30 protein-coding genes are annotated in these 22822 nt (G+C 66.2%); 3 read left to right on the plus strand and 27 right to left on the minus strand.

The genetic code is table 11. From position 1 onward, the window contains the following. Nucleotides 1–42: 42 nt before the first annotated feature. Both ACVCL3_RS05685 and rng read right to left on the minus strand, forming a co-directional pair. Entirely contained in the window at nucleotides 43–3987 is a 3945-nt protein-coding gene (locus ACVCL3_RS05685; protein WP_447100688.1) for a YhdP family protein, read from the minus strand. Nucleotides 3988–4008: 21 nt separating this feature from the next. After that, nucleotides 4009–5508: a ribonuclease G gene (gene rng, locus ACVCL3_RS05690; RefSeq protein WP_447099326.1), complete on the minus strand. Its 1500-nt coding sequence runs from the start codon at nucleotides 5506–5508 to the stop codon at nucleotides 4009–4011. A gap of 163 nt (nucleotides 5509–5671) precedes the next feature. On the opposite strand from rng, the gene ACVCL3_RS05695 reads away from it, so the two are divergent. Then, the gene (locus tag ACVCL3_RS05695) at nucleotides 5672–6364 is read left to right on the plus strand and encodes a Dph6-related ATP pyrophosphatase (RefSeq protein ID WP_447100689.1); all 693 of its coding nucleotides are present in this window, start codon (nucleotides 5672–5674) and stop codon (nucleotides 6362–6364) included. After that, nucleotides 6348–6863 carry a mismatch-specific DNA-glycosylase gene (locus tag ACVCL3_RS05700; RefSeq protein ID WP_447101571.1) on the plus strand — a complete coding sequence of 172 codons (516 nt, stop codon included), beginning with the start codon at nucleotides 6348–6350 and terminating at the stop codon, nucleotides 6861–6863. The genes ACVCL3_RS05695 and ACVCL3_RS05700 overlap by 17 nt, the downstream gene beginning before the upstream one ends. Before the next feature lie 13 nt (nucleotides 6864–6876). Here the strand turns inward: ACVCL3_RS05700 and ACVCL3_RS05705 are convergent, their stop codons facing one another. After that, entirely contained in the window at nucleotides 6877–7647 is a 771-nt protein-coding gene (locus ACVCL3_RS05705; protein WP_447100690.1) for a c-type cytochrome, read from the minus strand. A 95-nt stretch (nucleotides 7648–7742) separates the two neighbouring features. Between ACVCL3_RS05705 and ACVCL3_RS05710 the strand changes: the two genes are divergently transcribed. Further along, nucleotides 7743–9350 (plus strand): amidase, encoded by a 1608-nt coding sequence (locus tag ACVCL3_RS05710; RefSeq protein WP_447100691.1) that lies wholly within the window; start codon nucleotides 7743–7745, stop codon nucleotides 9348–9350. 12 nt (nucleotides 9351–9362) lie between these two features. On the opposite strand, the gene ACVCL3_RS05715 is transcribed toward ACVCL3_RS05710, so the two are convergent. The 24 genes from ACVCL3_RS05715 to rpsS form a co-directional block, all read right to left on the minus strand. After that, nucleotides 9363–10763: a class II 3-deoxy-7-phosphoheptulonate synthase gene (locus ACVCL3_RS05715; RefSeq protein ID WP_447100692.1), complete on the minus strand. Its 1401-nt coding sequence runs from the start codon at nucleotides 10761–10763 to the stop codon at nucleotides 9363–9365. Beyond that, a complete protein-coding gene (locus tag ACVCL3_RS05720) occupies nucleotides 10760–11323 on the minus strand; it encodes a disulfide bond formation protein B (RefSeq protein WP_447100693.1) in 564 nt (187 codons plus the stop codon). The genes ACVCL3_RS05715 and ACVCL3_RS05720 overlap by 4 nt, the downstream gene beginning before the upstream one ends. A gap of 115 nt (nucleotides 11324–11438) precedes the next feature. After that, entirely contained in the window at nucleotides 11439–11822 is a 384-nt protein-coding gene (gene rplQ, locus ACVCL3_RS05725; RefSeq protein ID WP_395117285.1) for a 50S ribosomal protein L17, read from the minus strand. A 204-nt stretch (nucleotides 11823–12026) separates the two neighbouring features. Beyond that, complete coding sequence (locus ACVCL3_RS05730; protein WP_395117283.1) at nucleotides 12027–13025, minus strand: DNA-directed RNA polymerase subunit alpha; 999 nt, start codon at nucleotides 13023–13025, stop codon at nucleotides 12027–12029. Nucleotides 13026–13041: 16 nt separating this feature from the next. Continuing rightward, complete coding sequence (rpsD, locus tag ACVCL3_RS05735) at nucleotides 13042–13668, minus strand: 30S ribosomal protein S4 (RefSeq protein ID WP_136259073.1); 627 nt, start codon at nucleotides 13666–13668, stop codon at nucleotides 13042–13044. A 67-nt stretch (nucleotides 13669–13735) separates the two neighbouring features. Further along, a complete protein-coding gene (gene rpsK / locus ACVCL3_RS05740; protein ID WP_007513384.1) occupies nucleotides 13736–14122 on the minus strand; it encodes a 30S ribosomal protein S11 in 387 nt (128 codons plus the stop codon). Between the two features lie 90 nt (nucleotides 14123–14212). Then, a complete protein-coding gene (gene rpsM, locus ACVCL3_RS05745) occupies nucleotides 14213–14569 on the minus strand; it encodes a 30S ribosomal protein S13 (protein WP_136259074.1) in 357 nt (118 codons plus the stop codon). Nucleotides 14570–14694: 125 nt separating this feature from the next. Further along, nucleotides 14695–16017 carry a preprotein translocase subunit SecY gene (secY, locus tag ACVCL3_RS05750; RefSeq protein WP_395117281.1) on the minus strand — a complete coding sequence of 441 codons (1323 nt, stop codon included), beginning with the start codon at nucleotides 16015–16017 and terminating at the stop codon, nucleotides 14695–14697. 4 nt (nucleotides 16018–16021) lie between these two features. Continuing rightward, nucleotides 16022–16459, minus strand: a complete 438-nt coding sequence (gene rplO / locus ACVCL3_RS05755) for a 50S ribosomal protein L15 (protein ID WP_447099479.1) — start codon at nucleotides 16457–16459, stop codon at nucleotides 16022–16024. Continuing rightward, nucleotides 16459–16656: a 50S ribosomal protein L30 gene (gene rpmD / locus ACVCL3_RS05760; RefSeq protein ID WP_136259077.1), complete on the minus strand. Its 198-nt coding sequence runs from the start codon at nucleotides 16654–16656 to the stop codon at nucleotides 16459–16461. Before rpmD ends, rplO begins: the two co-directional genes overlap by 1 nt. Then, a complete protein-coding gene (gene rpsE, locus ACVCL3_RS05765; RefSeq protein ID WP_136259078.1) occupies nucleotides 16649–17158 on the minus strand; it encodes a 30S ribosomal protein S5 in 510 nt (169 codons plus the stop codon). The genes rpmD and rpsE overlap by 8 nt, the downstream gene beginning before the upstream one ends. Before the next feature lie 151 nt (nucleotides 17159–17309). Beyond that, complete coding sequence (rplR, locus tag ACVCL3_RS05770; protein ID WP_136259079.1) at nucleotides 17310–17663, minus strand: 50S ribosomal protein L18; 354 nt, start codon at nucleotides 17661–17663, stop codon at nucleotides 17310–17312. A gap of 102 nt (nucleotides 17664–17765) precedes the next feature. Beyond that, nucleotides 17766–18293, minus strand: coding sequence for a 50S ribosomal protein L6 (rplF, locus tag ACVCL3_RS05775; RefSeq protein ID WP_447099333.1), 528 nt, complete (start codon nucleotides 18291–18293; stop codon nucleotides 17766–17768). Nucleotides 18294–18304: 11 nt separating this feature from the next. Next, a complete protein-coding gene (gene rpsH, locus ACVCL3_RS05780; protein ID WP_395117275.1) occupies nucleotides 18305–18700 on the minus strand; it encodes a 30S ribosomal protein S8 in 396 nt (131 codons plus the stop codon). 224 nt (nucleotides 18701–18924) lie between these two features. Further along, nucleotides 18925–19230 carry a 30S ribosomal protein S14 gene (gene rpsN, locus ACVCL3_RS05785; RefSeq protein WP_395117272.1) on the minus strand — a complete coding sequence of 102 codons (306 nt, stop codon included), beginning with the start codon at nucleotides 19228–19230 and terminating at the stop codon, nucleotides 18925–18927. Between the two features lie 63 nt (nucleotides 19231–19293). Further along, the gene (gene rplE, locus ACVCL3_RS05790) at nucleotides 19294–19836 is read right to left on the minus strand and encodes a 50S ribosomal protein L5 (protein WP_395121356.1); all 543 of its coding nucleotides are present in this window, start codon (nucleotides 19834–19836) and stop codon (nucleotides 19294–19296) included. Nucleotides 19837–19844: 8 nt separating this feature from the next. Continuing rightward, the gene (gene rplX / locus ACVCL3_RS05795) at nucleotides 19845–20159 is read right to left on the minus strand and encodes a 50S ribosomal protein L24 (RefSeq protein WP_136259084.1); all 315 of its coding nucleotides are present in this window, start codon (nucleotides 20157–20159) and stop codon (nucleotides 19845–19847) included. 15 nt (nucleotides 20160–20174) lie between these two features. After that, nucleotides 20175–20543 carry a 50S ribosomal protein L14 gene (gene rplN / locus ACVCL3_RS05800; RefSeq protein WP_395117270.1) on the minus strand — a complete coding sequence of 123 codons (369 nt, stop codon included), beginning with the start codon at nucleotides 20541–20543 and terminating at the stop codon, nucleotides 20175–20177. Between the two features lie 15 nt (nucleotides 20544–20558). Next, the gene (gene rpsQ, locus ACVCL3_RS05805; RefSeq protein ID WP_136259086.1) at nucleotides 20559–20819 is read right to left on the minus strand and encodes a 30S ribosomal protein S17; all 261 of its coding nucleotides are present in this window, start codon (nucleotides 20817–20819) and stop codon (nucleotides 20559–20561) included. 12 nt (nucleotides 20820–20831) lie between these two features. Continuing rightward, nucleotides 20832–21017, minus strand: coding sequence for a 50S ribosomal protein L29 (rpmC, locus tag ACVCL3_RS05810; protein WP_136259087.1), 186 nt, complete (start codon nucleotides 21015–21017; stop codon nucleotides 20832–20834). Next, entirely contained in the window at nucleotides 21017–21430 is a 414-nt protein-coding gene (gene rplP, locus ACVCL3_RS05815; protein WP_136259088.1) for a 50S ribosomal protein L16, read from the minus strand. The genes rpmC and rplP overlap by 1 nt, the downstream gene beginning before the upstream one ends. Before the next feature lie 12 nt (nucleotides 21431–21442). Continuing rightward, a complete protein-coding gene (rpsC, locus tag ACVCL3_RS05820; RefSeq protein WP_136259089.1) occupies nucleotides 21443–22195 on the minus strand; it encodes a 30S ribosomal protein S3 in 753 nt (250 codons plus the stop codon). 15 nt (nucleotides 22196–22210) lie between these two features. After that, nucleotides 22211–22546, minus strand: a complete 336-nt coding sequence (gene rplV, locus ACVCL3_RS05825) for a 50S ribosomal protein L22 (RefSeq protein ID WP_007082179.1) — start codon at nucleotides 22544–22546, stop codon at nucleotides 22211–22213. Beyond that, on the minus strand, nucleotides 22546–22818 hold the full coding sequence (gene rpsS, locus ACVCL3_RS05830) for a 30S ribosomal protein S19 (protein ID WP_108473256.1): 273 nt from the start codon (nucleotides 22816–22818) through the stop codon (nucleotides 22546–22548). The genes rplV and rpsS overlap by 1 nt, the downstream gene beginning before the upstream one ends. Nucleotides 22819–22822: the final 4 nt, after the last annotated feature.

Genomic DNA, 22822 nt, shown 5'->3' on the forward strand with positions numbered 1-22822 from the left:
GGAACTACCCCACATGGGGCTGGCGGGGGCGGCTTTAAAGCTTCACGGCCCCGACGAACCGGCGCTGGCCGGAGCAGGCACGGACCCGGTCGGCGCGATGCCGCCGGACGAAGCCGGCGCGGGTTCGAGCAACAGGCTCGGCGGCACCACCACGTCGTGCTTCTCGACCAGGGTCATCTTCGGGTCGTCCCAGCTCCCGGTGATCCGGTAGCGCGCGCTGGCCGCCTTGTTCAGCCCCTTGCCGAGCAGGCCTTGCACCGCGAAACCGGCCGCCGCGCCGAGCGGGCCGCCGACCACCGCGCCGACCACCGGCAGGCTGTTGCCGACGTGCGGCACCACCACCATCTGCTGGTCGTAATCGCGGGCGCGCAGGCCGGTGCGACCGGTGACGCTGATGTTGGCCGCCGGCCCCTTGATGATCAGGTTGTCGGTAGTGGCGTTGCCGTCGGCCAGGCGGAAATCGCCGCTGATCGTGTCGAAGCCCAGCCCCTTGCCGAACACGTCGCCGAAATCCAGCGTGAGCCGGCGCGGCAGGTCGGCCAGCGAGACCAGGCCGAGCAGGCGCCCCACGCCGGGCGAGCTTGCCTCGGGAATACGGCCATCGTTGACCTGCACCTTGAGCGTGCCGTCCATCGTGGCCAGCGACAGCGCGGTGGGGCTGCCGGGCCAGCTGGCATCGAGTTCGTCGCGGGTCCGGCCGCCATCGACCAGGCCGTCGTACCCGAATGCCGAGAGCATCGCGCCGAGATCTTCGGCGGAGAAGCTGATCCGCATGTGGGTGCGGCTGTCGGTGGCGGTGCCGTCCCAATCACCGCTGGCGGTGACCTGCACGCGCTCGGACAGCGCGCGCAGCTGTTCGATGTGCATGCCCTTGGGCGTGGGCCACGTCTCCAGCCGCGCTTCGCCCAGTCTGGCATCGCCCAGGCGCAGGTCGCGCACCCACAGATGCAGTGGCGGCAGCGCCGCGGGATTGATGCCGGTGTTCGCCGGGTCATCGACGATTGCCGCCGGTGCCGGCCCGGGGGCGGCCGCGGTCGCCGCGACGGCAGGCGCACTCGCCGCCGTGGCCGACGCGGCGGGCTGCCGTGGCCAGTGCAGATGTTCCATGCGCGCAGTGACGCCACGCTTGTCCAGTTCGTCGGTGGGCACCTTGATGTTGCCGGCCATGGCGGGGCCATCCACGTCCACGCTGAGCAAGCCGGGCTGGGGCGCGGCACGCACGGTCAGCGCGCCGAGGGGGCGCTCGAAACCGATCGCCTGGTCGGTGCTGACGTCGATGCTTTCCAGCGCCGGGCCGTCGCCGCCCGCACCCGCCACCGCACGCTGGACCCAGCCGGCGACATCCAGCCGGGCCGCATGGCCGCGGATGCGCAAGCCTTGCGTGGGAAGCGCCGGCGGCATCTGCCTGCCGAATGCCAAGGTGCCGGCCAGCGGTCGTCCGGCGGCGTCATCGGCCAGCCGCAGGTGGCCGCGCAGCACCTGGCCCAGCTCCAGTTGCACGTCGCTTCCGGCGGTCGGCAGGCTCATCTGCAGATGCAGCGGAAGGTTGCCCACGGCGGGCTTGTCCAGCGGCGCGGGTAGCGCCAGCCCGATGCCGCTGAGCGGCGAATCGATGCTGAGCGTCTGCGCGAGTTCCTCGCTGCCCGGCGGATGGGCGAGCGTGAAGCCGATGCTGAACGGGCCACGCCCGTGCGCCAGGTCCGCCAGCCATGCCAGCGAGGGATAACCCTGCACCAGCTCGGCGACCTGGTAATTGCCCTGGAGGGTCGCCGAGAACACCGTGTCCGGCGCGGCGTTGGCGCCGGCAATCGCCAGCTGCAACTGCGCGGGTTGGCCATGGAACACGGTATCCAGCGGCCCACCCTGCAGGCCGTGCAGGTCGAAGCGCAGCGGACCGGCAATGCCGGCCAATGCCAGTTGCCAGTCCGGTGCCGCGAGGTCGGCATCGTGCAACTGCGCGGTGCCGTCGAGCTGCGCATCGGCAATGTGCGTCAACGGCAGGCTGAGATGGAACTCGAACGTGCCGCGGCCACCAAGCGTGAGCTTGGCCAGCGTATCGGACGCGCGGCGGGCTACCGGGCTCCTGCGGGAGAAGTTCAGCAGGCTCGCACCGCTGCCGCCACCGCGCACGTTGAGGTCAAGCAGGGGCTGGCCGAAGTCCGGGATCAGCGCCACCGCGCTGTCCACTTTCACGCCCAGCGAATGGCCGGCGCCGGCTTGCACCAGCATGCCGCCGTTGACGAAGCTGGCCACCGCATCGACGCCTTCGGCCTGCGGCCACTCGTCGCCGTAGTCGAGGGTCAGGCCGTGGATCTCGGCCCGCGCTTCGAAGCGACCCTCGTTGTGGTGGAAGGGCCAGTCCGCCAGATCGCCGCGCACCAGCACCTGCGCCTGCTCGACGGTGCCGGCCACCAGCGCGCGGTCCAGCCATGCCACGGTCGCCGGCGGCATCACGTTGACCGGCCAGAACAGTTTCGCCGCGGGAACCTCGGCGTGGTCGATCGACGCGTACAGACCCAGCCACGGCGCGCCGCCGCCGGCAGGCAGCACCGCCTCGCCGCGCGCGCTGCCGGCATAGCCGGCGCCGACGAATTCCAGACTGTCGGCACCGATGTGCCAGTCGCCATCCTGCGGCCAGAACGCCAGCGTGCCGGACAGGTTCGACAACGCGAACGGGTGGCGGAACACCTGCGCAAACGTCACCGTGGTGGCCTGCGCCGGCAGCTCCAGCGAGAAGGCTTCGGCGTCCCCACGCAGCGTGCCGCGCAGGTTGCTCAAGCCCGGCGACTTGTCCACCGGATCGATGCCGAGCCGATCGAACGCCACTTCCAGGCGCTGCAATCCGCCGGCCCGTGTCCAGTGCAGCGCGAGCCGCTCGAGTTCGCCACGCGGATGCCCGCGACCGAGCCAGCGCGCGAGGCCCGGGGGCAGATCCGGCTTCAACGCCAGCCATGGCAGCAGCGGTGCCAACTGCAGCTTGTGCGCGGCGGCCTCCACGCGCAATTGCGGCGTGCCCGGCTGATCCAGTTCCACCACCGCGGCACTGCCGTCGTCGCCGGCCCAGCGCAGCGCGTAACCGGCACCCTCGGCATGGATGCCGGCCAAGCCATGCAGCGTCGCCACCTCGGCCACGCCGCCGGCGGGTCCGCGCACCGACAGCGTGTCAAGGTCGACACGCACCACGCTGTCGCCCAGTTGACCCTGGCGCCAGTCGAGCCATGCGCTGAGGCGGCCGGTGCCGTGTTCGATCCCGTAACCTTTCAGGTCGATGCCGTCGAGCAAGGGTTTCAGATGGGCCGCATCGGCGCTGACCCACAGCTTGCCGGAGCGTTCGTCCTGGCGCAGGTCGCCTACCGCGCGCACGCTGGCCTCGGCCACGCCCTCGCGCCGCAGGCTGCCGCCGAAGCGGATGCGGTCACCCTGCAAGCTGATCCGCAACTGCCGCGACAGCAAGGCGTAGTGCTCGCCCAGCGTGGCATCGGTCACTACCACGCGCAGGTCATCCAGCCACAAATCCAGCGACAGGTGGCGCAGGGAGAGCGCCGGCTGGTCCGCACCGGCGGCGGTGCCAAGCCCGCTGACGCGCCAGCCGCTGGCGTCGTGCAGCAGATCCAGTTGCAAGCCGCGCAGGTACACGTTGAACAGATGCCGTGACGGCAGCAGCCAACCACCCAGGTCCAGTTTCAGGCGAGACTCCGGCAACTGCAGTGCCGCGCCATTCGTCCCGGCGGCCGGGCCGATGCGCACGTCATGCAGCACGAATTCCGGACCGCCCGCCGTCCATCGCCCCGCCATCGAGGCGATACCCACCGGCCGCTGCAGGCGCTGGCTCAGTTGCGCGGCCACCCATTCGGGATGGCGCGCCAGCAGCGGCAACAGCAACTGCGCCAGCGCCGTCAGCACGGCGAACAGGATCACCAGCACGCCCGCGACCCAACCCAGGCCGCGCGCGCCACCGTGCAATCGACGACGCCACACCTTGTTCATGCGCCGTGGGCCGGCGTCGACTTACAGCAAGACCACATCGAACTGTTCCTGCGAGTAATGCTCTTCCGCCTGGAAGCGTATGCTTTTGGAGATGAACTCCTCCAGCTCGGCGACCGCCGCGGACTCCTCCTCCAGGATGCGGTTCACCACGGAGGGGCTGGCCATCACCAGCAGTTTCTCCGCGTTGAACTGGCGCACGGCACGGGTGATCTCGCGGAAGATCTCGTAGGTCACCGTCTCGGCGGTCTTCAGCGCGCCGCGGCCGTTGCAGGCCGGGCAAGGCTCGCACAGCTGGCGGGCCAGGCTCTCGGTGGTGCGCTTGCGGGTCATCTCGACCAGGCCCAGCGCCGACATCGGGTACACCGTGGTCTTGGCATGGTCGCGCGCCAGCCCCTTGCCGAGCATGCGCAGCACCTGGCGCTTGTGCTCCTCATCGGTCATGTCGATGAAGTCGATGATGATGATGCCGCCCAGGTTGCGCAGGCGCAGCTGGCGCGCCGCCGCCTGCGCGGCTTCCAGATTGGTGCGGTAGACGGTTTCCTCGAGGTTGCGCGTGCCGAGATAGGCGCCGGTGTTGACGTCGATGGTGGTCATCGCCTCGGTCTGGTCGACGATCAGGTAGCCGCCGGATTTCAGCGGCACGTCCTTCTTCAGCGCTCGCTGCATTTCGTCCTCGACGCCGTACAGGTCGAAGATCGGTCGCTCGCCATCGTAGTGCTCGACGCGATCGTCCAGCTGCGGCATGAACTTGTGCACGAACCGGGCCACCCGCTCGAAGGTCTCGCGCGAATCGACGCGCACCTTCTCGATGTCCTCGTTGAGCATGTCGCGCAGGCTGCGCAGCGGCAGCGACAGCTCCTCGTAGACCCGCTCGCCCACGCGCGCCTTGGCGATGTTCTCCTGCACCACGCGCCACACCTTGCCCAGGTAGGTCACGTCGAAAGCCAGCGACTCCGCGCCCTGGCCCTCGGCATTGGTGCGCACGATGTAGCCGAGGCGGTTGCCATCGGTTGCATCGGCACCGATCAGCGTGCCGAGTACCTCGCGCAGGCGCTGGCGCTCGACTTCATCCTCGATGCGGGCCGAGATGCCCAGCGTGCGCGAATGCGGCAGCAGCACCAGGTAGCGCGAGGGAATCGACAGGTGCGCCGACAGCCGCGCGCCCTTGGTGCTGATCGGGTCCTTCACCACCTGCACCACGATCTCCTGGCCCTCGTGCACCAGTTCGCTGATCGAGGGCAGGTGGCCGTTGCCGTTGCTGCCGGCATCGTCATCCTCGACCGCCGACAGCGCCGGGCGCACGATGTCCGAGGCATGCAGGAACGCGGCGCGCTCCAGCCCGATCTCGACAAACGCCGCCTGCATGCCCGGCATCACGCGCTGCACGCGGCCCTTGTAGATGTTGCCGACGTAGCCGCGCCGCGAGGCCCGTTCGACGTGCACCTCCTGCAACATGCCGTTCTCGACCACGCCGACCCGGGTTTCACGCGGTGTCACGTTGATCAGGATTTCTTCACTCACCGCACACCCCCAGGATACAAGCCATCTTTATAGCCGTTGGCCATGCAGGCTGTCGATGAACGGCGCGCGGAAATCGACCCGGCCGCACCGATACTGCAAAATGGGTCCGTTTTCGTCTCGCTTCCGGCGCGAGACGTTCCCGCCCCTCTGGAGCCAGTCGCGCATGACCACCCCGATTCTGCTGGCCTGGAGCGGCGGCAAGGATTGCCTGCTGGCGCTGCAGCGGCTGCAGGCCGATCCGGCCTGGCAGGTGGTCGGCCTGCTGACCACGCTCAACCGCAACTATCAGCGCGTGGCGATGCACGGCGTCCATCGCGAAGTGCTGCTGGCGCAGACCGCCGCGCTCGGCCTGCCGCTGGTCGAAGTCCTGCTGGACTGGCCCGGCAGCAACGAAGCCTACGAGGAAGCCCACGCCCGCGCGCTGGTCGAGGCACGCATGCGCTGGCCCGGCATCCGCCACTGCGCGTTCGGCGACCTGTTCCTGGAGGACGTGCGCGACTACCGCGTGCGCCAGCTCGGCCGCGAGAACTGGCGCGCGGTGTTCCCGCTGTGGGGCGAGGACACGGCGGCGTTGTCGCGCCGCTTCGTGGGCGAGGGCCACCGCGCCGTGCTGTGCTGCGTGGACACCGGGCAACTGGACGCCGGCTTCTGCGGCCGCGACTACGATGCGGGCCTGCTCGACGCCCTGCCGGCCGGCGTGGATCCCTGCGGCGAACACGGCGAGTTCCACACGCTGAGCTACGCCGGACCGCTGTTCCGCCACCCGCTGCGGCTGCGCCGGGGCGAGTCGGTGCTGCGCGACGGGCGCTTCCAGTACACCGATTTCCTGCTCGATGAGCATGCCGGCCGGGCCTGACACCATCCTGCCCGACCTGCTGGCACCCGGATTGCGCCTGGTGTTCTGCGGCACCGCCGCCAGTGCGCGCTCGGCTGCCGAAGGAGCCTACTACGCGCATCCCGGCAACCTGTTCTGGCGCGCATTGTTCGACGCCGGGCTCACTCCGCGCCTGTTTGCGCCGACCGAGTTCAGGCACCTGCTGCCGCTCGGCATCGGCCTCACCGACCTGGCCAAACACCACAGCGGCAACGACGCCGCACTGCCCCGCGACGCCTTCGACGCCGCCGCGCTGCGCCGCAAGATCCGGCGCTGCCGACCGCGCCTGCTCGCCTTCACCAGCAAGAACGCCGCCCGCGCGGTGCTGGGTGGCGCGCTCGACTACGGCATGCAGGAGGAAACCTTCGGCGCCACGCGCTTGTTCGTGCTGCCTTCGCCCTCCGGCCAGGCTCGCGGACACTGGAACCTGCAGCCGTGGCTGGCACTGGGTGCGTTGTACCGGGGCGATGGCGCGCGCTGACGCGTCCGCAGCTTCAGTTGACCGTCGTGGCCGGCGGTGCCGCTTCGATCGCCGCATCCAGCACCCCGCAATGCAGCGGCGGTTTCACCGAACCGGCCGGCAGCGGATGGGTATCGGTCGGCAGTTCACGGTTGGCCAGCGCGGCGGCGACCGCGCTGATGTCCGACTCGCTCAACCGGCTGGCCACCTCGGCCATGCAGTCCGGCGCCACCGTGGCGCGGGTGTGCGTGCGCCATGAACCCAGTTGCGCGCTGACATAGTCGTAAGGCAGACCGACCAGCCCGGGAGTCGACGGTTCCACGCCGGTCAACTGGCTGCCGTGGCAGCTGCTGCAGGCGGGAATGCGTCGCGACGGATCGCCCTTGTCCAGCAATTGTGCACCAAGCTGCAACACCGCGGCGGGCATGGCAGGCGTCGGCGAGCGTGCGAACGGTACGCGCTGGGCGGCGAAGTACTCGGCGATTTCCTGCATGTACGTCGGCGTCAGCTCGCGCACGGTGTATTCCATCGGAGCGTACTTGCGCAGACCGTCCTGGAAATCCTGCAGCTGCCGCGCCAGGTAGGCCGCCGGCTTGCCGGCCAGGCGCGGGAAATATCCGCTGGCCGCACGCCCCTCGCCCTGCTTCCCATGGCAGGTGGTGCAGGCGGCGATGCGCTGCTGCAAGGTATCGGGAATCGGGAGTCGGTCGGCGGCGCAACTGGCGGCGCCGTACCCGAGGGCGGCCGCAAACAGCATGGCGACACCGAACGGCTTGGCGTGACGCAGGCTGAGGTTCGTGATCATCCGACGATTGTACGCTGACGGCCGCAGCGCCCAAACCGCAACGGCGCTAAGCTGGCCGGGCGACCACACGCCGTGTCCCGAAATCGGGGGTTACCGTGAACCGTCCAGCCGTCCGTATCGCCGCACTGACCATCGCCTTGCTCCCGGGCCTCGCGTTGGCCACGGAAGCCACGTCGCCGGATGTCGCCTACGCGTCGATCGACCAACTCCAGCAACGCATGGATGCCGGCGCGCTGGACAGCCGCCAGCTGGCCCGCGCGTTGCTCGATCGCGTCCAGCGGATCGATCGCTCCGGCCCCACCCTGCGCGCAGTGATCGAGACGAACCCCGACGTGCTGCCGCTGGCCGACGCGCTCGACGCCAAGCGCACGAGATCCCACGGCCCGTTGTACGGCATCCCGGTGTTGCTCAAGGACAACATCGAGACCGGCGACCACATCCTCACCACCGCCGGCTCGCTCGCACTGATCGATGCACCGGCCGCACGCGACGCCAGCCTGGTCGAGCGGCTGCGCAAGGCCGGTGCGCTGATCCTCGGCAAGACCAACCTGAGCGAATGGGCGAACTTCCGTTCCAGTCACGCCAGCAGCGGCTGGAGCGGGCGCGGCGGGCAGACGAAGAACCCGTACGTGCTCGATCGCAATCCCTGCGGTTCCAGCGCCGGTTCCGCCGTCGCGGTGGCGGCCGGGCTCGCCACGGTGGCGATCGGCACCGAAACCGACGGCTCGATCATCTGCCCCGCGGCAATGAACGGCATCGTCGGCATCAAGCCCACCCTGGGCCTGGTCAGCCGCCGCGGCATCGTGCCGATCAGTCACAACCAGGACACCGCCGGCCCGATGGCGCGCAGCGTCGCCGACGCTGCGACCCTGCTCAGTGTGATCGCCGGCAGCGACCCGCGCGACCCGGCCACCCTGGAGGCCGACCGGCACGCCACTGACTACACGAAGTTCCTCGACCCTAACGGACTCAGGGGCAAGCGCATCGGCGTGGTGCGTCAGCTCGCCGGCGCCGAGCCGAACGCCGACCGCGTGCTGGCGCAGTCGATCGCATTGATGAAAGCGCAGGGCGCCATCGTCGTCGATCCGGTCACGCTGCCGCACCTGGCCGAACTCGGCGACCGGGAATTCACCGTGCTGCTGTACGACTTCAAGCACGACGTCAACGCCTATCTGGCCAACCGCCGCGGACTGAAGGTGCATACGCTGGCCGATCTGATCGCGTTCAACCAGGCGCATGCCGCCGAAGAACTGCCGTGGTTCGGCCAGGAATTGTTCGAAAAGGCCGAGCAGAAGGGGCCGCTCACGGATAAGGCCTATGCGGACGCGCTGGCCACGGCCAAGCGCCTGTCCGGGCCGGAAGGCATCGACGCGGCGCTCCAATCGCAGCAGTTGGACGCGCTGCTGGCGCCGTCGTGGGGCCCGGCTTTCGTCACCGACCCGGTGTTGGGCGATCACATCGTCAGCGGTGATCCGACCGTGGGCGGCGCCTCGCAACCGGCAGCCGTGGCCGGCTACCCGTCGATCACCGTGCCCGCCGGCTTCGCCCACGGCCTGCCGGTCGGCATCGTGCTGTTCGGCGCGAAGTGGAGCGAACCGGTGCTGATCTCGATCGCCTACGGTTTCGAGCAGCACGCCAAGGCATGGCAAGCGCCGCAGTTTCTGCCCACCGTGGGCGATCCGCCCGCGGCGTCCCCGCGCTGAGCATGCAGTGCATCAGCCCGCCCCGCCGGTCGACTTGCGCACGATAAGCATCGCCAGCTCCAGCGACTGTTCGTAGTTCAGGCGCGGATCGACCATCGACTTGTAGGCGCGATCCAGGTCGCCCTCCTTGAGGTCGCGCGCGCCGCCGATGCACTCGGTCACGTCTTCGCCGGTCAGCTCCAGGTGCACGCCACCCAGCCGCGTGCCAGCCGCCGCGTGGATGTCGAAGGCTCGATCCAGTTCGCCACGGATGTTGTCGAAGCGGCGCGTCTTGTGGCCGTTCGAGGTGCTCTCGGTGTTGCCGTGCATGGGGTCCGCCACCCACAGCACGCGTCGACCTTCGCGCTTCACCGCGTCCAGCAGCGGCGGCAGCGCATCGGCGATCTTCGCCTGGCCCATCCGGTGGATCAGGGTCAGCCGGCCCGGCTCGGCGTGCGGATCGAGTGCGTCGATCAGCGGCAGCAGTTGATCGGGAGTCACCGAGGGGCCGATCTTGACCGCCACCGGATTGCGGATGCCTCGGAAGTACTCCACGTGCGCGCCATCCAGTGCAGCGGTGCGCATGCCGATCCACGGGAAATGCGTGGACAGGTTGAACCAGCCCGGATTGCGAGGTACCTGGCGAGTCAGGGCCTGTTCGTAATGCAGCAGCAGCGCCTCGTGCGAGGTGAAGAAATCCACCTTGGAGAAGCCGGCGATCGGGCCGGCCAGCGTCTCCATGAAGTGCAGCGAATCGCTGATCGCGGCGACCATCTGCCGGTACTCGGCGGCCAGCGGCGAATGCTCGACCCAGGCCAGGTCCCAATATTCGGGATGGCGCAGGTCGGCAAAACCGCCGTCTATCAACGCGCGCACGAAGTTCATCGTCAACGCCGAATGCGCATGCGCCTGGATCAACCGCTGCGGATCGGGACGCCGCGCGGCGGCGGTGAACTCCTGGCTGTTGACCACGTCGCCGCGAAAACTCGGCAGGCTCACGCCGTGGCGCGTTTCGCTATCGGCCGAACGCGGCTTGGCGTACTGCCCGGCAAAGCGCCCCACCCGCAGCACCGGCTTCTTCAGCCCGTGCACCAGCACCAGGCTCATCTGCAGCAGCACCTTCAGCCGGTTGGAAATCACCGGGCTGGTGCAGTCGGCGAAGCTCTCCGCGCAATCGCCACCCTGCAACAGGAAGCGCTTCCCTTCCTGCGCCTCGGCCACCGCCTCCTTGAGCGCCAGGATCTCCCACGAGGTGACCAGCGGCGGCAATCGGGCCAGGAGCGCACCTGCCTTGGCCAGCTCGACCGGGTCGTCGTAGCTCGGTTGCTGCAGGGCCGGACGACGCTGCCAGGAATCCGGCGTCCACGGCGCCGTGCCGGCACAAGCCACATCAGCAGCCACGACGCCGACGCCGGAATCCCGCAGCTTGTTCATGCGTGCGACGTCCGGCGGCGCACCGCCACCACCGTCAGCACGGCGAGCAGCACGAACCAAAGCAGCGTCCACGCCGGCATCGGCAAGCCCAGGATCGGCTCGACCGCCGCGCATTCGCCGGAACCGGTAAACACCATGCGCAACACCTTGGCAAACGGGAACGCGCTGAACATGTAATCGAGCGGCGGCCCGCAGGACGGAATCTGGTCGGCGGGCAGCGACTGGATCCACAGGTGCCGCGCCGCCACCACGATGCCGAACACCGCACCGAGCCACACGCCCGCGGCATAGATCCAGCGCAGCCCGCCGCGCGGCGCATGCAAGGCGCCAAGCAGAAAGAACACGCCCATCACGATGAAGCCGACGCGCTGGAAGATGCACAGCGGGCACGGCGTCATTTCCCAGGCATATTCGGCATACAGCGCGAAGCCCATGAGGGCGGCGCACACCAGGAAACCGACGGCGAAACTGAAGCGGTACGACCAGCGCAATGGGTTCATAGGGGCTTTGCTGCGATGCGAAACGATGACATTACCCGTTCGGCGCAGCGCTGTCAGCACGCAATGCTGCAGCAACCGCGAAGACGGACCGGCGTCGGGCCGAAAACGCAAAACCCGGCACCAGGCCGGGTTTGCATGACGCTGCAGGCGACCGTCAGGTCGTCCGGCCGGCATCTCACTCCGCGTCGACGGACTCGACCTGCGGACGCCCCACCAGCTCGACGTACGCCATCGGCGCGTTGTCGCCGTCGCGGAAGCCGCACTTGAGAATGCGCAGGTAACCGCCGGGACGCTCCTTGTAACGCGGGCCCAGCTCGACGAACAGCTTGCCCACCGCTTCCTTGTCGCGCAGACGCGAGAACGCAAGGCGGCGATTGGCGACGCCATCGGTCTTGGCCATCGTGATCAGCGGCTCGGCGACGCGGCGAAGTTCCTTCGCCTTCGGCAGGGTGGTGCGGATCAGCTCATGCTTGAACAGCGACGAGGCCATGTTCTTGAACATCGCTTCGCGGTGGCTGCTGGTGCGGTTGAGCTTGCGTCCGGATTTCTGGTGGCGCATGACGGAATACTCTCTGTAGGTCTGTTGTTATGAAGTGCCGGCGCTTGTGTCCGACACCCCGCGGTTACCCGCTTTTATGTGAGCCCCATCGGAGCAGGCTCTTGTGAAAAGTGCGGCCATGGATGGCCGCTTCTGCTGCATGGCCAAGGTGCTGTACACACCCTGGCCAATATCCGGCTACAACAGCGATCAAGGAGGATCGCCCTAGCCCAGCTGCATGCCGTGCGAAAGCCCCGGCGGCGGCCAGTTTTCCAGCTTGGTGCCGAGGGACAGGCTGCGCCCGCCCAGGACATCCTTGATTTCGGTCAGCGACTTCTTGCCCAGGTTCGGCGTCTTCAACAGCTCGACCTCGGTCTTCTGCACCAGGTCGCCGATGTAATAGATGCTCTCGGCCTTCAGGCAGTTCGCCGAACGCACGGTCAGCTCCAGATCGTCGATCGGACGCAGCAGCAGCGGCTCGAAGCCGCTCTTCTCGGCCTTGTCCGTGGCACTTTCGCGACGCGAGAAGTCACCGAACACCGACAGCTGGTCGTTGATGATCTCGGCGGCCTTGCGCACCGCGTCCTCGGCGTCGATGGTGCCGTTGGTCTCGATGTCCAGCACCAGCTTGTCAAGGTTGGTGCGCTGCTCGACACGCGCGGCGTCCACCTCGTAGGCCACCCGCAACACGGGCGCGAACGAGGCATCCAGCTGCAGGCGGCCGATCGGGCGCGCCTCGTCGTCAGGATGCTGGCGCGCGCTGGCCGGCTGGTAGCCGACGCCGCGACGCACCTTGAGGCGCATGTTGAGCGCGATGTCCTTGGTCAGGTGGCACAGGACATGCTCGGGGTTGACGATCTCCACCGTATGGTCGACCACGATGTCGCCGGCGGTCACCACGCCCTTGCCCTTCTTGGACAAGGTCAGGGTCACTTCATCGCCCGAATGCTGCCGGATCGCCACGTCCTTGAGGTTCAGCAGGACTTCGATGACGTCCTCCTGCAGGCCTTCAAGCGTGGTGTATTCGTGCAGCACGCCGTCGATTTCCACCTCGACGATGGCGCTGCCGGGGATCGAGGAGAGCAGCACGCGGCGCAGCGCGTTGCCCAGGGTATGGCCAAAGCCACGCTCGAGCGGCTCGACCACCACCTTGGCGCGGTTGGCTCCGAGCTGTTCGACGCTGAGGCCACGTGGCCGCAGCACACTAGTTGACGAAACTGCCATGCAGAGCTCCGGTTAATTACTTCGAGTAAAGCTCGATGATCAATGCTTCATTGATGTCGGACGGCAGGTCGCCGCGATCCGGCACCGACTTGAACGTGCCTTCGAACTTCTTGGAATCCACTTCGACCCAGACCGGGCGCAGGTCCATGGTGTCGAACACGGTGGCCGCTTCCTGCACGCGCAGCTGGCTGCGCGCCTTCTCGGTCAGCGCGATCGCGTCGCCCGGGCGCACCTGGTAGGAAGGAATGTTCACCTTCTTGCCGTTGACCAGCACCGCCTTGTGGGCAACCAGCTGGCGGGCCTGGGCGCGGGTGACCGCGAAGCCCATGCGGAACACGACGTTGTCCAGGCGGCTCTCGAGCAGACGCAGCAAGTTCTCGCCGGTATTGCCCTTGAGCGTGGTCGCCTTGGTGTAGTAGTTGCTGAACTGGCGCTCGAGCACGCCGTAGATACGCTTGACCTTCTGCTTCTCACGCAGCTGGACGGCGTAGTCGGACATGCGCATGCGCTTGTTCGCGCCATGCTGGCCGGGCTTGTTTTCCAGTTTGCACTTTGAATCCAGCGCACGCGCCGGGCTCTTCAGGCTGAGATCCGCACCTTCGCGCCGGGCGAGTTTGCAGGTAGCTCCACGATAACGGGCCATGTTTCTTCTCTTTCAGATAGTCCGGCCGCGGCCGGTGCTTGATTCTCGCGATCGAAGACGACCGCCCTCAGACACGCCGCTTCTTGGGGGGACGGCAGCCGTTGTGCGGGATCGGCGTGACGTCGATGATGTTGAGCACCTTGTAGCCCAGCGCATTCAGCGAACGCACCGCCGACTCGCGGCCCGGGCCGGGACCCTTGATGCGCACTTCCACCGTCTTCACGCCGTAGTCGCCCGCGGCGCGGCCGGCCTTCTCGGCGGCGACCTGTGCAGCGAACGGGGTGGACTTGCGCGAGCCGCGGAAACCGGCACCGCCGGCGGTCGCCCACGACAGGGCATTGCCCTGGCGATCGGTGATGGTAACGATGGTGTTGTTGAAGGAGGCCTGCACGTGGGCCACGGCATCCGTGACAACGCGCTTGATCTTCTTCTTGGTCTTGACCGGCTTAGCCATGGTTTGAAGGCTCTTCTCGATGAGTGCGGCCACGGATGGCCGCTTTTTTGATCTTCGCGGTCATCGGTGACCGCACAAATCCGCAGGCAATCACTTCTTGATTGCGCGACGCGGACCCTTGCGGGTACGCGCATTGGTACGGGTACGCTGCCCGCGAACCGGCAGGCCGCGACGATGACGCAGGCCGCGGTAGCAGCCAAGGTCCATCAGCCGCTTGATCGCCATGCCCACCTCGCGGCGCAGATCGCCTTCGACGGTGTACTTGGCGATCTCCAGGCGAATCTTTTCCACTTCGCCTTCGCTCAGCGACTTGATCTGGGTGGTCGGGACCACGCCCGCGTCCACGCAAACCTGCTTGGCGCGGCTGCGGCCGATACCATAAATGCTCTGCAGACCGACCCAGACGTGTTTCTGAACCGGCAAATTGACACCCGCAATGCGCGCCATGAGTACTCTCTCCGAATGCGTTTCGTGCGCGGTAAACGCGCAATTTTAACCTGAATTACCCGAACAGGAAAGCCCTGCGGCGCCAAGGCACCGCAACTCTCCGACCTGGAGCGTCCCTCGCCGCGTCAACTGCGACGGAGGTTGGCTTTCTTGAGCAAACTTTCGTACTGATGACTGACCAGATGCGCCTGGATCTGCGCCGTGAAATCCATCACCACCACCACCACGATCAGCAGCGAGGTGCCGCCGAAATAGAACGGTACGTGCCACGCCTGCTGCATGAACGACGGCACCAGGCAGACCAGCACCAGGTAGATCGCGCCGACCGCCGTCAGGCGTGTCATCACCGCGTCGATGTAGCTGCCCGTGGCCTTGCCCGGACGAATGCCGGGAATCAGGGCGCCGGAGCGCTTCAGGTTGTCCGCCGTCTCTTCCGCGTTGAACACGATCGCGGTGTAGAAGAATGCAAAACCGATCACCAGTACCGAAAAGGTGATTTCATACAACGGGTTGCCCGGACTCAGCGACTGCGTCAGATCCTGCACCCAACGCGACGAATGACCCGTGCTGAACCAGCTCACCGCGGTGGCCGGGAACATCAGCAAGCTCGACGCAAAGATCGGCGGAATCACGCCCGACATGTTGATCTTCAGCGGCAGGCTGGAGCTCTGGTTCTGGTAGGCCTTCTGTCCGCCCGAACGTCGTGCGTAGTTCACCGTGATGCGCCGCTGGGCGCGCTCCACGAACACCACGAAGGCGGTCACGGCCAGCACCAGCCCGAACACCACCAGCAGCATGAGCAGCGACAGCTCACCGTTGTTGGCCATGCCCAGCGTGTGCACCACCGCGCCGGGCAAGCCGGCCACGATGCCGGCGAAGATCAGCAGCGAGATGCCGTTGCCGATGCCGCGCTCGGTCATCTGTTCGCCCAGCCACATCAGGAACATGGTGCCGGCGGTCAGGCCGACCACGGACGAGAACACGAAGCCGAAGCCCGGCGTGTACACCACCGGCGCGCCGCCCGCGGCCACCTGGCCCTGCAAGGCAACCGCAATGCCGAAGGACTGGAACGCCGCCAGCAGCACCGTGGCATAACGGGTGTACGCCGTCATCTTGCGCTTGCCGGCCTCGCCTTCCTTGCGCAGGGCCTGCAGGCTCGGCACCACCGCGCCCATCATCTGGAACACGATCGACGCCGAGATGTACGGAATCACGCCGAGCGCGAAGACCGAGAACCGCTCCAGCGCGCCGCCCGAGAACATGTTGAACATGTCCATCAGACCGTTGCCGTTGACCAGGTTCGTCATCGCCTCCGGGTTGACGCCCGGAACCGGAATGAACGAGCCGAGACGGAACACCATCAACGCACCCACCACGAACAGGATGCGCTGACGAAGCTCCGTCAGCTTGCCGAGTTTGCCCAGTGCGTTGCCCTTGGCTACGGCCACCGTCTTACTCCACGCTTCCGCCGGCCGCCTCGATGGCCGCCTTCGCGCCCGCCGTGGCCAGCAGACCGGACAGCTTCACCGCGCGACCGATCTCGCCCTTCAGCACTACCTTGACCTTCTTGGCGCGGCTGTCGATCAGGCCAGCCTGATGCAGCGCGACCACGTCGATCACGTCGCCCTTGAGGTTGGCCAGCTGATACAGGAAGACTTCCTGGCTCTGCGCCTTCAGCTTCGAGCGGAAGCCGACCTTCGGCAACCGGCGGTTCAGCGGCATTTGGCCGCCTTCGAAACCGAACTTGTGGGTGCCACCCGCGCGGGCATGCTGACCCTTGTGGCCGCGACCGGCCGTCTTGCCCAGGCCCGAACCGATGCCGCGACCCACGCGCAGGCGGGTCTTGCGGGAACCGGCGGCCGGCTTGATGTCATTCAGACGCATGATGATTACTCCTCGACCCGGACCAGGTAGTAGACCGTGTTGATCAGCCCACGCACCTGCGGGCTGTCCTTCAGCTCGCGCACGTCGTTGACCTTGCCCAGACCCAGCGCCTTGACGCTGAGGCGATGGCGCGCCTGCACGCCGCGCAGGCCCTTGACCAGGCGCACGCGCACGGTGGCAGCGGATTCGTTCTTCTTAGCCATTGCCCAGCACCTCTTCCAGACTCTTGCCCCGCTTGGCGGCGATCTTCTTGGGCGAGGCAACCGCCTGCAGGCCCTTGATGGTGGCGCGCACCAGGTTGATCGGATTGCGCGAACCGACGGCCTTGGCCAGCACGTTCTTGACGCCGACCACTTCCAGCACCGCACGCATGGCGCCGCCGGCGATCACGCCGGTACCTTCGGAAGCCGGCTGCATGTACACGCGGGCCGCACCATGGTTCGCCTTGATGGCGTACCACAGGGTGCCGTTGTTCAGTTCGATGTTGACCATCTGGCGGCGGGCACGCTCCATCGCCTTGGAAATGGCCACCGGCACTTCACGCGCCTTGCCATAGCCGAAGCCGACCTTGCCCTCGCCGTCACCGACCACGGTCAGTGCGGTGAAGCTCATCTGGCGGCCACCCTTGACGGTCTTGGCCACCCGGTTGACGGCAATCAGCTTCTCGAGCAGGCCGTCCGAATTTTCGCGATCGTTAGAAGACATGTTCTATTCCGTGTGCCCGGACCATCCGGGACTTTTGCTTGCGGCTTGGCCGCTTGTAGTTGTATGTGCTGCCAGGATCAGCAACCGGATTGGCGACTCGCGGAAGCGGGCTCTTTCGAATCCCGAATCCCGCGTCCCGCATCCCGGCGCCTCAGAACTTCAAGCCCGCCTCGCGCGCCGCCTCGGCAAGCGCCTTGATGCGGCCGTGATAGCGGAAACCGGAGCGGTCGAACGCCACCGACTCCACACCGGCAGCCTTCGCGCGCTCGGCCACAGCCTTGCCCACGGCCGCCGCAGCAGCCAGGTTCTTGGTGCCCTTCAGGCCTTCGGCGACCGACTTTTGCACGGTGGAGGCAGCCGCTACCACGTTCTTGCCGGAGGCGTCGAACACCTGCGCATAAAGATGCTGCCCGGTGCGATGCACCGACAGGCGGGCCACGCCCAGCTTGCGGATGTGGCTGCGGGTGGACTTGGCGCGGCGCAGGCGATTTTCGTTCTTGTTCATCTCTCAATTCCTCGAAAGCGGATCGGCTCGGATGGCTGTCATCTGCTCTTTGTGAAAAGTCCGGCCATGGATGACCGGTCTCTACGCGCAGGGACAGCGCATTTACGCCTTCTTGGCTTCCTTCAGGGTGATCTTCTCGCCGGCATAGCGCACGCCCTTGCCCTTGTAGGGTTCGGGTGGGCGGAAGCCGCGAATCTTGGCTGCGACCTGGCCGACGACCTGCTTGTCGGTGCCCTTGATCAGCACTTCGGTCTGGGTCGGCGTTTCGATGCTGATGCCCTCGGGCGCGTCGAACACCACCGGGTGGGAGAAGCCCAGGCTGAGGCTCAGCGCCTTGCCCTGCATGGCGGCGCGATAACCGACGCCGACCAGCTCAAGCTTGCGCTCGTAACCCTGCGAGACGCCGGTGACCATGTTGGCGATCAGCGCACGCGCCGTACCGCCGAACTTGTCGTCCACGCCTTCGCCCAGCGTGACATTCGCCACGCCGCCGTCGACGGCGACCGTGACGCCCGGCAGCTGATGCACGGACAAGGTGCCCTTCGGGCCCTTCACCGAAATGTTGCCTCCGGCGATCGTCAGCTCGACGCCCTTCGGCAGTGAAATGGGTTGTTTGGCTACACGTGACATTGAAAGACTCCTTATGCCACTTGGCCGATGACTTCGCCGCCCAGGCCCTTGGCACGGGCCTGCGCATCGGTCAACAGACCAGCGGAAGTCGAGATGATCGAAATGCCCAGGCCGCCGAGGACCTTCGGCAGCTCGTCCTTGCCGCGGTAAACGCGCAAGCCGGAACGGCTGACACGGGAAATGTTCTCGATGGCGGGCTGACCGTCGAAATACTTGAGCTTGATCTCGAGCACCGGCTTGCCTTCCTCGACGGAAGTCTTGGCGTCGAGGATGTAGCCCTCGTTCTTGAGAAGGTCGGCGATGGCCACCTTCAGTTTCGACGACGGCATACGCACGACCGGCTTGCCCGTGGCCTGGGCATTGCGGACGCGCGTGAACAGATCGGCGATGGGATCAGTCATGCTCATGAAAACATCCTTCAGAGTGCACCGATATCCGATAAAACCGGAAATCAATCAGATTGTGAGCCGGCAAAGAAGCCAGCCTGCGTTGCGCAGACCGCCGACTATAACAGCAATTTCGGGTTTTGGCGAACATCGGATGCGTTAGTCGCATCCACCGGTGGCATGCGGTGCCGCCGGTCGGATCGGTGCGCCGGAACAGCCGACGCGCCGATCCTGCAGGTTGTGAATTACCAGCTGGCCTTGCGCAGGCCCGGCACGTCGCCGCGCATGGTGGCTTCGCGCAGCTTGTTGCGACCCAGGCCGAACTTCGCGTAGACGGCGCGCGGACGACCGGTCAGGGCGCAACGCGTCCGCACGCGAACCGGGCTGGCATCGCGCGGAAGCTTCTGCAGGCTCGCCTGCGCTTCCATCTTCTCGTCGTACGAAGCCGTCGGGTTGAGCACGATCGCTTTCAGTTCGGCGCGCTTGGCGGCGTACTTCTGGATCAGCTTGGCCCGCTTGACGTCGCGGTTCACCATTGATTTCTTGGCCATAATTTATCGCTGCTCTTTCAAAGAGTCCGGCCGCGGACGGCCGGGTTCGTCAAGGATGACCGCTCAGTTCCGGAACGGGAAGCTGAAGGCCGTCAACAGGGCCTTCGCCTCGTTGTCGGTTCGCGCCGTCGTGGTGATGGAGATATCCATGCCGCGCAGAGCATCCACCTGGTCGAAATCGATCTCGGGGAAGATGATCTGTTCCTTGATGCCGAAGTTGTAGTTGCCGCGACCGTCGAACGCCTTGGCCGAAACACCGCGGAAGTCGCGCACGCGCGGCAGCGAGATGTTGATCAGGCGATCGAGGAACTCCCACATCTGCGCACGGCGCAACGTGACCTTGCAGCCGATCGGCCAGCCGTCGCGGATCTTGAACGAAGCCACCGAAACGCGGGCCTTCGTGGTGATCGGCTTCTGGCCGGCGATCTTGGCCATGTCGGCCACGGCGTTCTCGAGCACTTTCTTGTTGCCCGCCGCTTCGCCCACGCCCATGTTCAGCGTGATCTTGGTGATGCGGGGAACCTGCATCACGTTCTGGTAGCCGAACTGCTCGGTGAGCTTGCCGATTACCTGGTCTTTGTAGAATTTTTCAAGGCGCGTCATGATCGTGTTCCTTACGCGTCCACGACCTCGCCATTCGAACGGAACACGCGGACCTTGCGCCCATCAGCGAGCGTTTTGGAACCGACGCGTTCACCCTTGTTCGTGGCGGGGTTGAACAGCTGCACATTGGAGAGATGGATCGAGGCTTCACGCTCGACGATACCGCCAGCCTGGTTGGCCTGCGGGTTCGGCTTGGTGTGACGCTTGACCAGATTCACGTTGGAGACGAATACGCGATCGCCTGCAACACGCAGCACGTCGCCGCGCTGACCCTTGTTCTTGCCGGTGATCACCAGGACCTGATCACCCTTGCGGATACGGTTCATTGTCTTGACTCCGCTTCAGAGCACTTCGGGCGCGAGCGAGACGATCTTCATGAACTTCTCGTTGCGCAGCTCGCGGGTAACCGGCCCGAAGATACGGGTACCGATCGGCTCGAGCTTGTTGTTGAGGAGGACAGCCGCATTGCCGTCGAAACGGATCAGCGAGCCGTCGGGACGGCGCACGCCCTTGGCAGTACGCACCACCACGGCGTTGTACACCTCGCCCTTCTTCACCTTGCCGCGGGGAATGGCATCCTTCACGGTGACCTTGATCACGTCACCGATCGAGGCGTAACGGCGCTTGGAGCCGCCGAGCACCTTGATGCACATCACTTCCTTGGCGCCGCTGTTGTCCGCTGCGGAAAGCGTGCTTTGCATCTGGATCATGGCTGCACCCTCCCTTTAGACGTTGGCGCGCGTGATGATTTCAACCACGCGGTGATGTTTGGTCTTGGACAACGGACGGCACTCGGCGATACGCACGAGGTCACCCTCGTTCGCGCCCAGGTCGTCCTGCGCATGCAGCTTGGTCGACCGACGAATGGTCTTGCCCAGCAGCCAATGCTGCTCCTGGCGCTCGACCAGGACGGTGACCGTCTTGTCCATCTTGTTGCTGGTGACGCGACCCTCGAGGGTGCGTGCCTTCTTCTGGTTCTCGCTCATCTCGGCCGTCCCTTACTTCTTGCTGCCGAGCACGAATTTCGTGCGGGCGATGTCACGCCGAACGCGGCGAAGCTGGTGCGGCTGGGTGAGCTGGCCGGAGCCTTTCTGCATGCGCAGGTTGAACTGCTCCTTGCGCAGGTCCAGCAGATGCTGGTTCAGCTCGTCGGCCGACTGGTTGTTGATATCTTTGCTGGCCATCACATCACCGCCCGTGTCACAAACTGGGTCTGCACCGAGAGCTTGGCGGCGGCCAGGCGGAACGCCTCGCGTGCCGTCGTCTCGTCGACGCCCTCGATTTCATACAGCATGCGGCCGGGCTGGATCGGGGCGACCCAGAACTCGACGCCGCCCTTGCCCGCGCCCATGCGCACTTCGATCGGCTTCTTGGTGATCGGCTTGTCCGGGAACACGCGGATCCACAGTTTGCCGCCACGCTTGACAAAGCGGGTGATGCAACGACGAGCCGCCTCGATCTGGCGCGCGGTGAGCGCACCATGCGTGGTCGCCTTCAGGCCGTACTCGCCGAAGCTGACGAGGTTGGAGCACTGGGCCAGACCGTCGTTGCGGCCTTTGAACTGCTTGCGGTACTTGGTTCGCTTGGGTTGCAACATGGCAACTCTCCCTTACTTCGCAGACCGCTCGCGACGGCCTTCACCGGCCTCGCGACGCGAATCATTACGACGGCCTTCGCCACCTTCACGGCGCGACGGCGACGGTTCGTCCTTCGACTCCTGGCTGGCAGCGGCCAGATCGAAGATCTCGCCCTTGTACACCCAGACCTTGATGCCGATGATGCCGTAGGTGGTGCTCGCCTCGGCGAAACCGTAGTCGATGTCGGCGCGCAGCGTATGCAGCGGCACGCGGCCCTCGCGGCTCCACTCGGAGCGGGCGATCTCGGCGCCGTTCAGGCGGCCGGAGACGTTGATCTTGATGCCCAGGGCGCCCAGGCGCATCGCGTTGCCGACCGAGCGCTTCATCGCGCGGCGGAACATGATGCGGCGCTCCAGCTGCTGCGCGATGGACTCTGCCACCAGCTGCGCGTCCAGCTCGGGCTTGCGCACCTCGTTGACGTTGATGTGCGTCGGGACGCCCATCATGTCGCTGACTTCCTTGCGCAGCTTCTCGATGTCCTCGCCCTTCTTGCCGATCACCACGCCCGGGCGGGCAGTGTGGATCGTCACGCGCGCGGTCTTGGCCGGGCGCTCGATCTGGATCTTCGAGATGCCGGCGGCGGCCAGCTTCTTCTTCAGCATGTCGCGGACCTTGATGTCGGCCACGAGATACTTGGCGTAATCGCCCTTGTTGGCGAACCACTTCGCGTTCCAGTCCTTGGCAATGCCGAGGCGGATACCGGTGGGATGAACTTTATGACCCATCGTCTATATCCTCAGTCAGTTGCCGACAACCACAGTGATGTGGCTGGTACGTTTCAGGATGCGCGAACCGCGGCCCTTGGCGCGGGCGTACATGCGCTTCATCGCCGGACCTTCGTCGACGAAGATGCTGGACACCTTCAGCTCGTCGACGTCGGCACCGAGATTGTTCTCGGCGTTGGCGACGGCCGACAGCAGCACCTTGCGAACCAGGTGCGCAGCCTTCTTGTTGGTATAGGTGAGCACGTCGCTGGCCCGGCCCACGGGAAGCCCGCGGACGAGGTCGGCCACCAGGCGTGCCTTTTGCGCCGAAATGCGGGCGCCGCGCAGGATCGCTTTGGCTTCAGTGCTCATCACTTGCCCTTCTTGTCGCCGACATGGCCTTTGAACGTGCGGGTCACCGCGAACTCGCCGAGCTTGTGCCCGACCATGTTCTCGTTGATCAGGACGGGCACGTGCTGACGGCCGTTGTGGATGGCGATGGTCAAGCCGACCATTTCCGGCAGGATCATCGAGCGGCGCGACCAGGTCTTGATCGGGCGCTTGTTGTTGGCGGAAACCGCAGCTTCCACCTTCTTCGCGAGGTGAAGGTCGACGAAGGGACCTTTCTTCAAAGAGCGAGGCATGTCG

Source organism: Rhodanobacter sp. UC4437_H4 (assembly GCF_052978425.1).

What these genes read in the sequence shown, in the direction of transcription:
- ACVCL3_RS05685 (WP_447100688.1), bottom strand. Translation starts at nt 3,987, where the DNA reads ATGAACAAGGTGTGGCGTCGTCGATTGCACGGTGGCGCGCGCGGCCTG.
- ACVCL3_RS05695 (WP_447100689.1), top strand. Translation starts at nt 5,672, where the DNA reads ATGACCACCCCGATTCTGCTGGCCTGGAGCGGCGGCAAGGATTGCCTG.
- ACVCL3_RS05700 (WP_447101571.1), top strand. Translation starts at nt 6,348, where the DNA reads ATGCCGGCCGGGCCTGACACCATCCTGCCCGACCTGCTGGCACCCGGA.
- ACVCL3_RS05705 (WP_447100690.1), bottom strand. Translation starts at nt 7,647, where the DNA reads ATGATCACGAACCTCAGCCTGCGTCACGCCAAGCCGTTCGGTGTCGCC.
- ACVCL3_RS05715 (WP_447100692.1), bottom strand. Translation starts at nt 10,763, where the DNA reads ATGAACAAGCTGCGGGATTCCGGCGTCGGCGTCGTGGCTGCTGATGTG.
- rplQ (WP_395117285.1), bottom strand. Translation starts at nt 11,822, where the DNA reads ATGCGCCACCAGAAATCCGGACGCAAGCTCAACCGCACCAGCAGCCAC.
- ACVCL3_RS05730 (WP_395117283.1), bottom strand. Translation starts at nt 13,025, where the DNA reads ATGGCAGTTTCGTCAACTAGTGTGCTGCGGCCACGTGGCCTCAGCGTC.
- rpsD (WP_136259073.1), bottom strand. Translation starts at nt 13,668, where the DNA reads ATGGCCCGTTATCGTGGAGCTACCTGCAAACTCGCCCGGCGCGAAGGT.
- rpsK (WP_007513384.1), bottom strand. Translation starts at nt 14,122, where the DNA reads ATGGCTAAGCCGGTCAAGACCAAGAAGAAGATCAAGCGCGTTGTCACG.
- rpsM (WP_136259074.1), bottom strand. Translation starts at nt 14,569, where the DNA reads ATGGCGCGCATTGCGGGTGTCAATTTGCCGGTTCAGAAACACGTCTGG.
- rpmD (WP_136259077.1), bottom strand. Translation starts at nt 16,656, where the DNA reads ATGGCTAAGAAGAACGAATCCGCTGCCACCGTGCGCGTGCGCCTGGTC.
- rpsE (WP_136259078.1), bottom strand. Translation starts at nt 17,158, where the DNA reads ATGTCTTCTAACGATCGCGAAAATTCGGACGGCCTGCTCGAGAAGCTG.
- rplR (WP_136259079.1), bottom strand. Translation starts at nt 17,663, where the DNA reads ATGAACAAGAACGAAAATCGCCTGCGCCGCGCCAAGTCCACCCGCAGC.
- rplF (WP_447099333.1), bottom strand. Translation starts at nt 18,293, where the DNA reads ATGTCACGTGTAGCCAAACAACCCATTTCACTGCCGAAGGGCGTCGAG.
- rpsH (WP_395117275.1), bottom strand. Translation starts at nt 18,700, where the DNA reads ATGAGCATGACTGATCCCATCGCCGATCTGTTCACGCGCGTCCGCAAT.
- rpsN (WP_395117272.1), bottom strand. Translation starts at nt 19,230, where the DNA reads ATGGCCAAGAAATCAATGGTGAACCGCGACGTCAAGCGGGCCAAGCTG.
- rplX (WP_136259084.1), bottom strand. Translation starts at nt 20,159, where the DNA reads ATGAACCGTATCCGCAAGGGTGATCAGGTCCTGGTGATCACCGGCAAG.
- rplN (WP_395117270.1), bottom strand. Translation starts at nt 20,543, where the DNA reads ATGATCCAGATGCAAAGCACGCTTTCCGCAGCGGACAACAGCGGCGCC.
- rpsQ (WP_136259086.1), bottom strand. Translation starts at nt 20,819, where the DNA reads ATGAGCGAGAACCAGAAGAAGGCACGCACCCTCGAGGGTCGCGTCACC.
- rpmC (WP_136259087.1), bottom strand. Translation starts at nt 21,017, where the DNA reads ATGGCCAGCAAAGATATCAACAACCAGTCGGCCGACGAGCTGAACCAG.
- rplP (WP_136259088.1), bottom strand. Translation starts at nt 21,430, where the DNA reads ATGTTGCAACCCAAGCGAACCAAGTACCGCAAGCAGTTCAAAGGCCGC.
- rpsC (WP_136259089.1), bottom strand. Translation starts at nt 22,195, where the DNA reads ATGGGTCATAAAGTTCATCCCACCGGTATCCGCCTCGGCATTGCCAAG.
- rplV (WP_007082179.1), bottom strand. Translation starts at nt 22,546, where the DNA reads ATGAGCACTGAAGCCAAAGCGATCCTGCGCGGCGCCCGCATTTCGGCG.
- rpsS (WP_108473256.1), bottom strand. Translation starts at nt 22,818, where the DNA reads ATGCCTCGCTCTTTGAAGAAAGGTCCCTTCGTCGACCTTCACCTCGCG.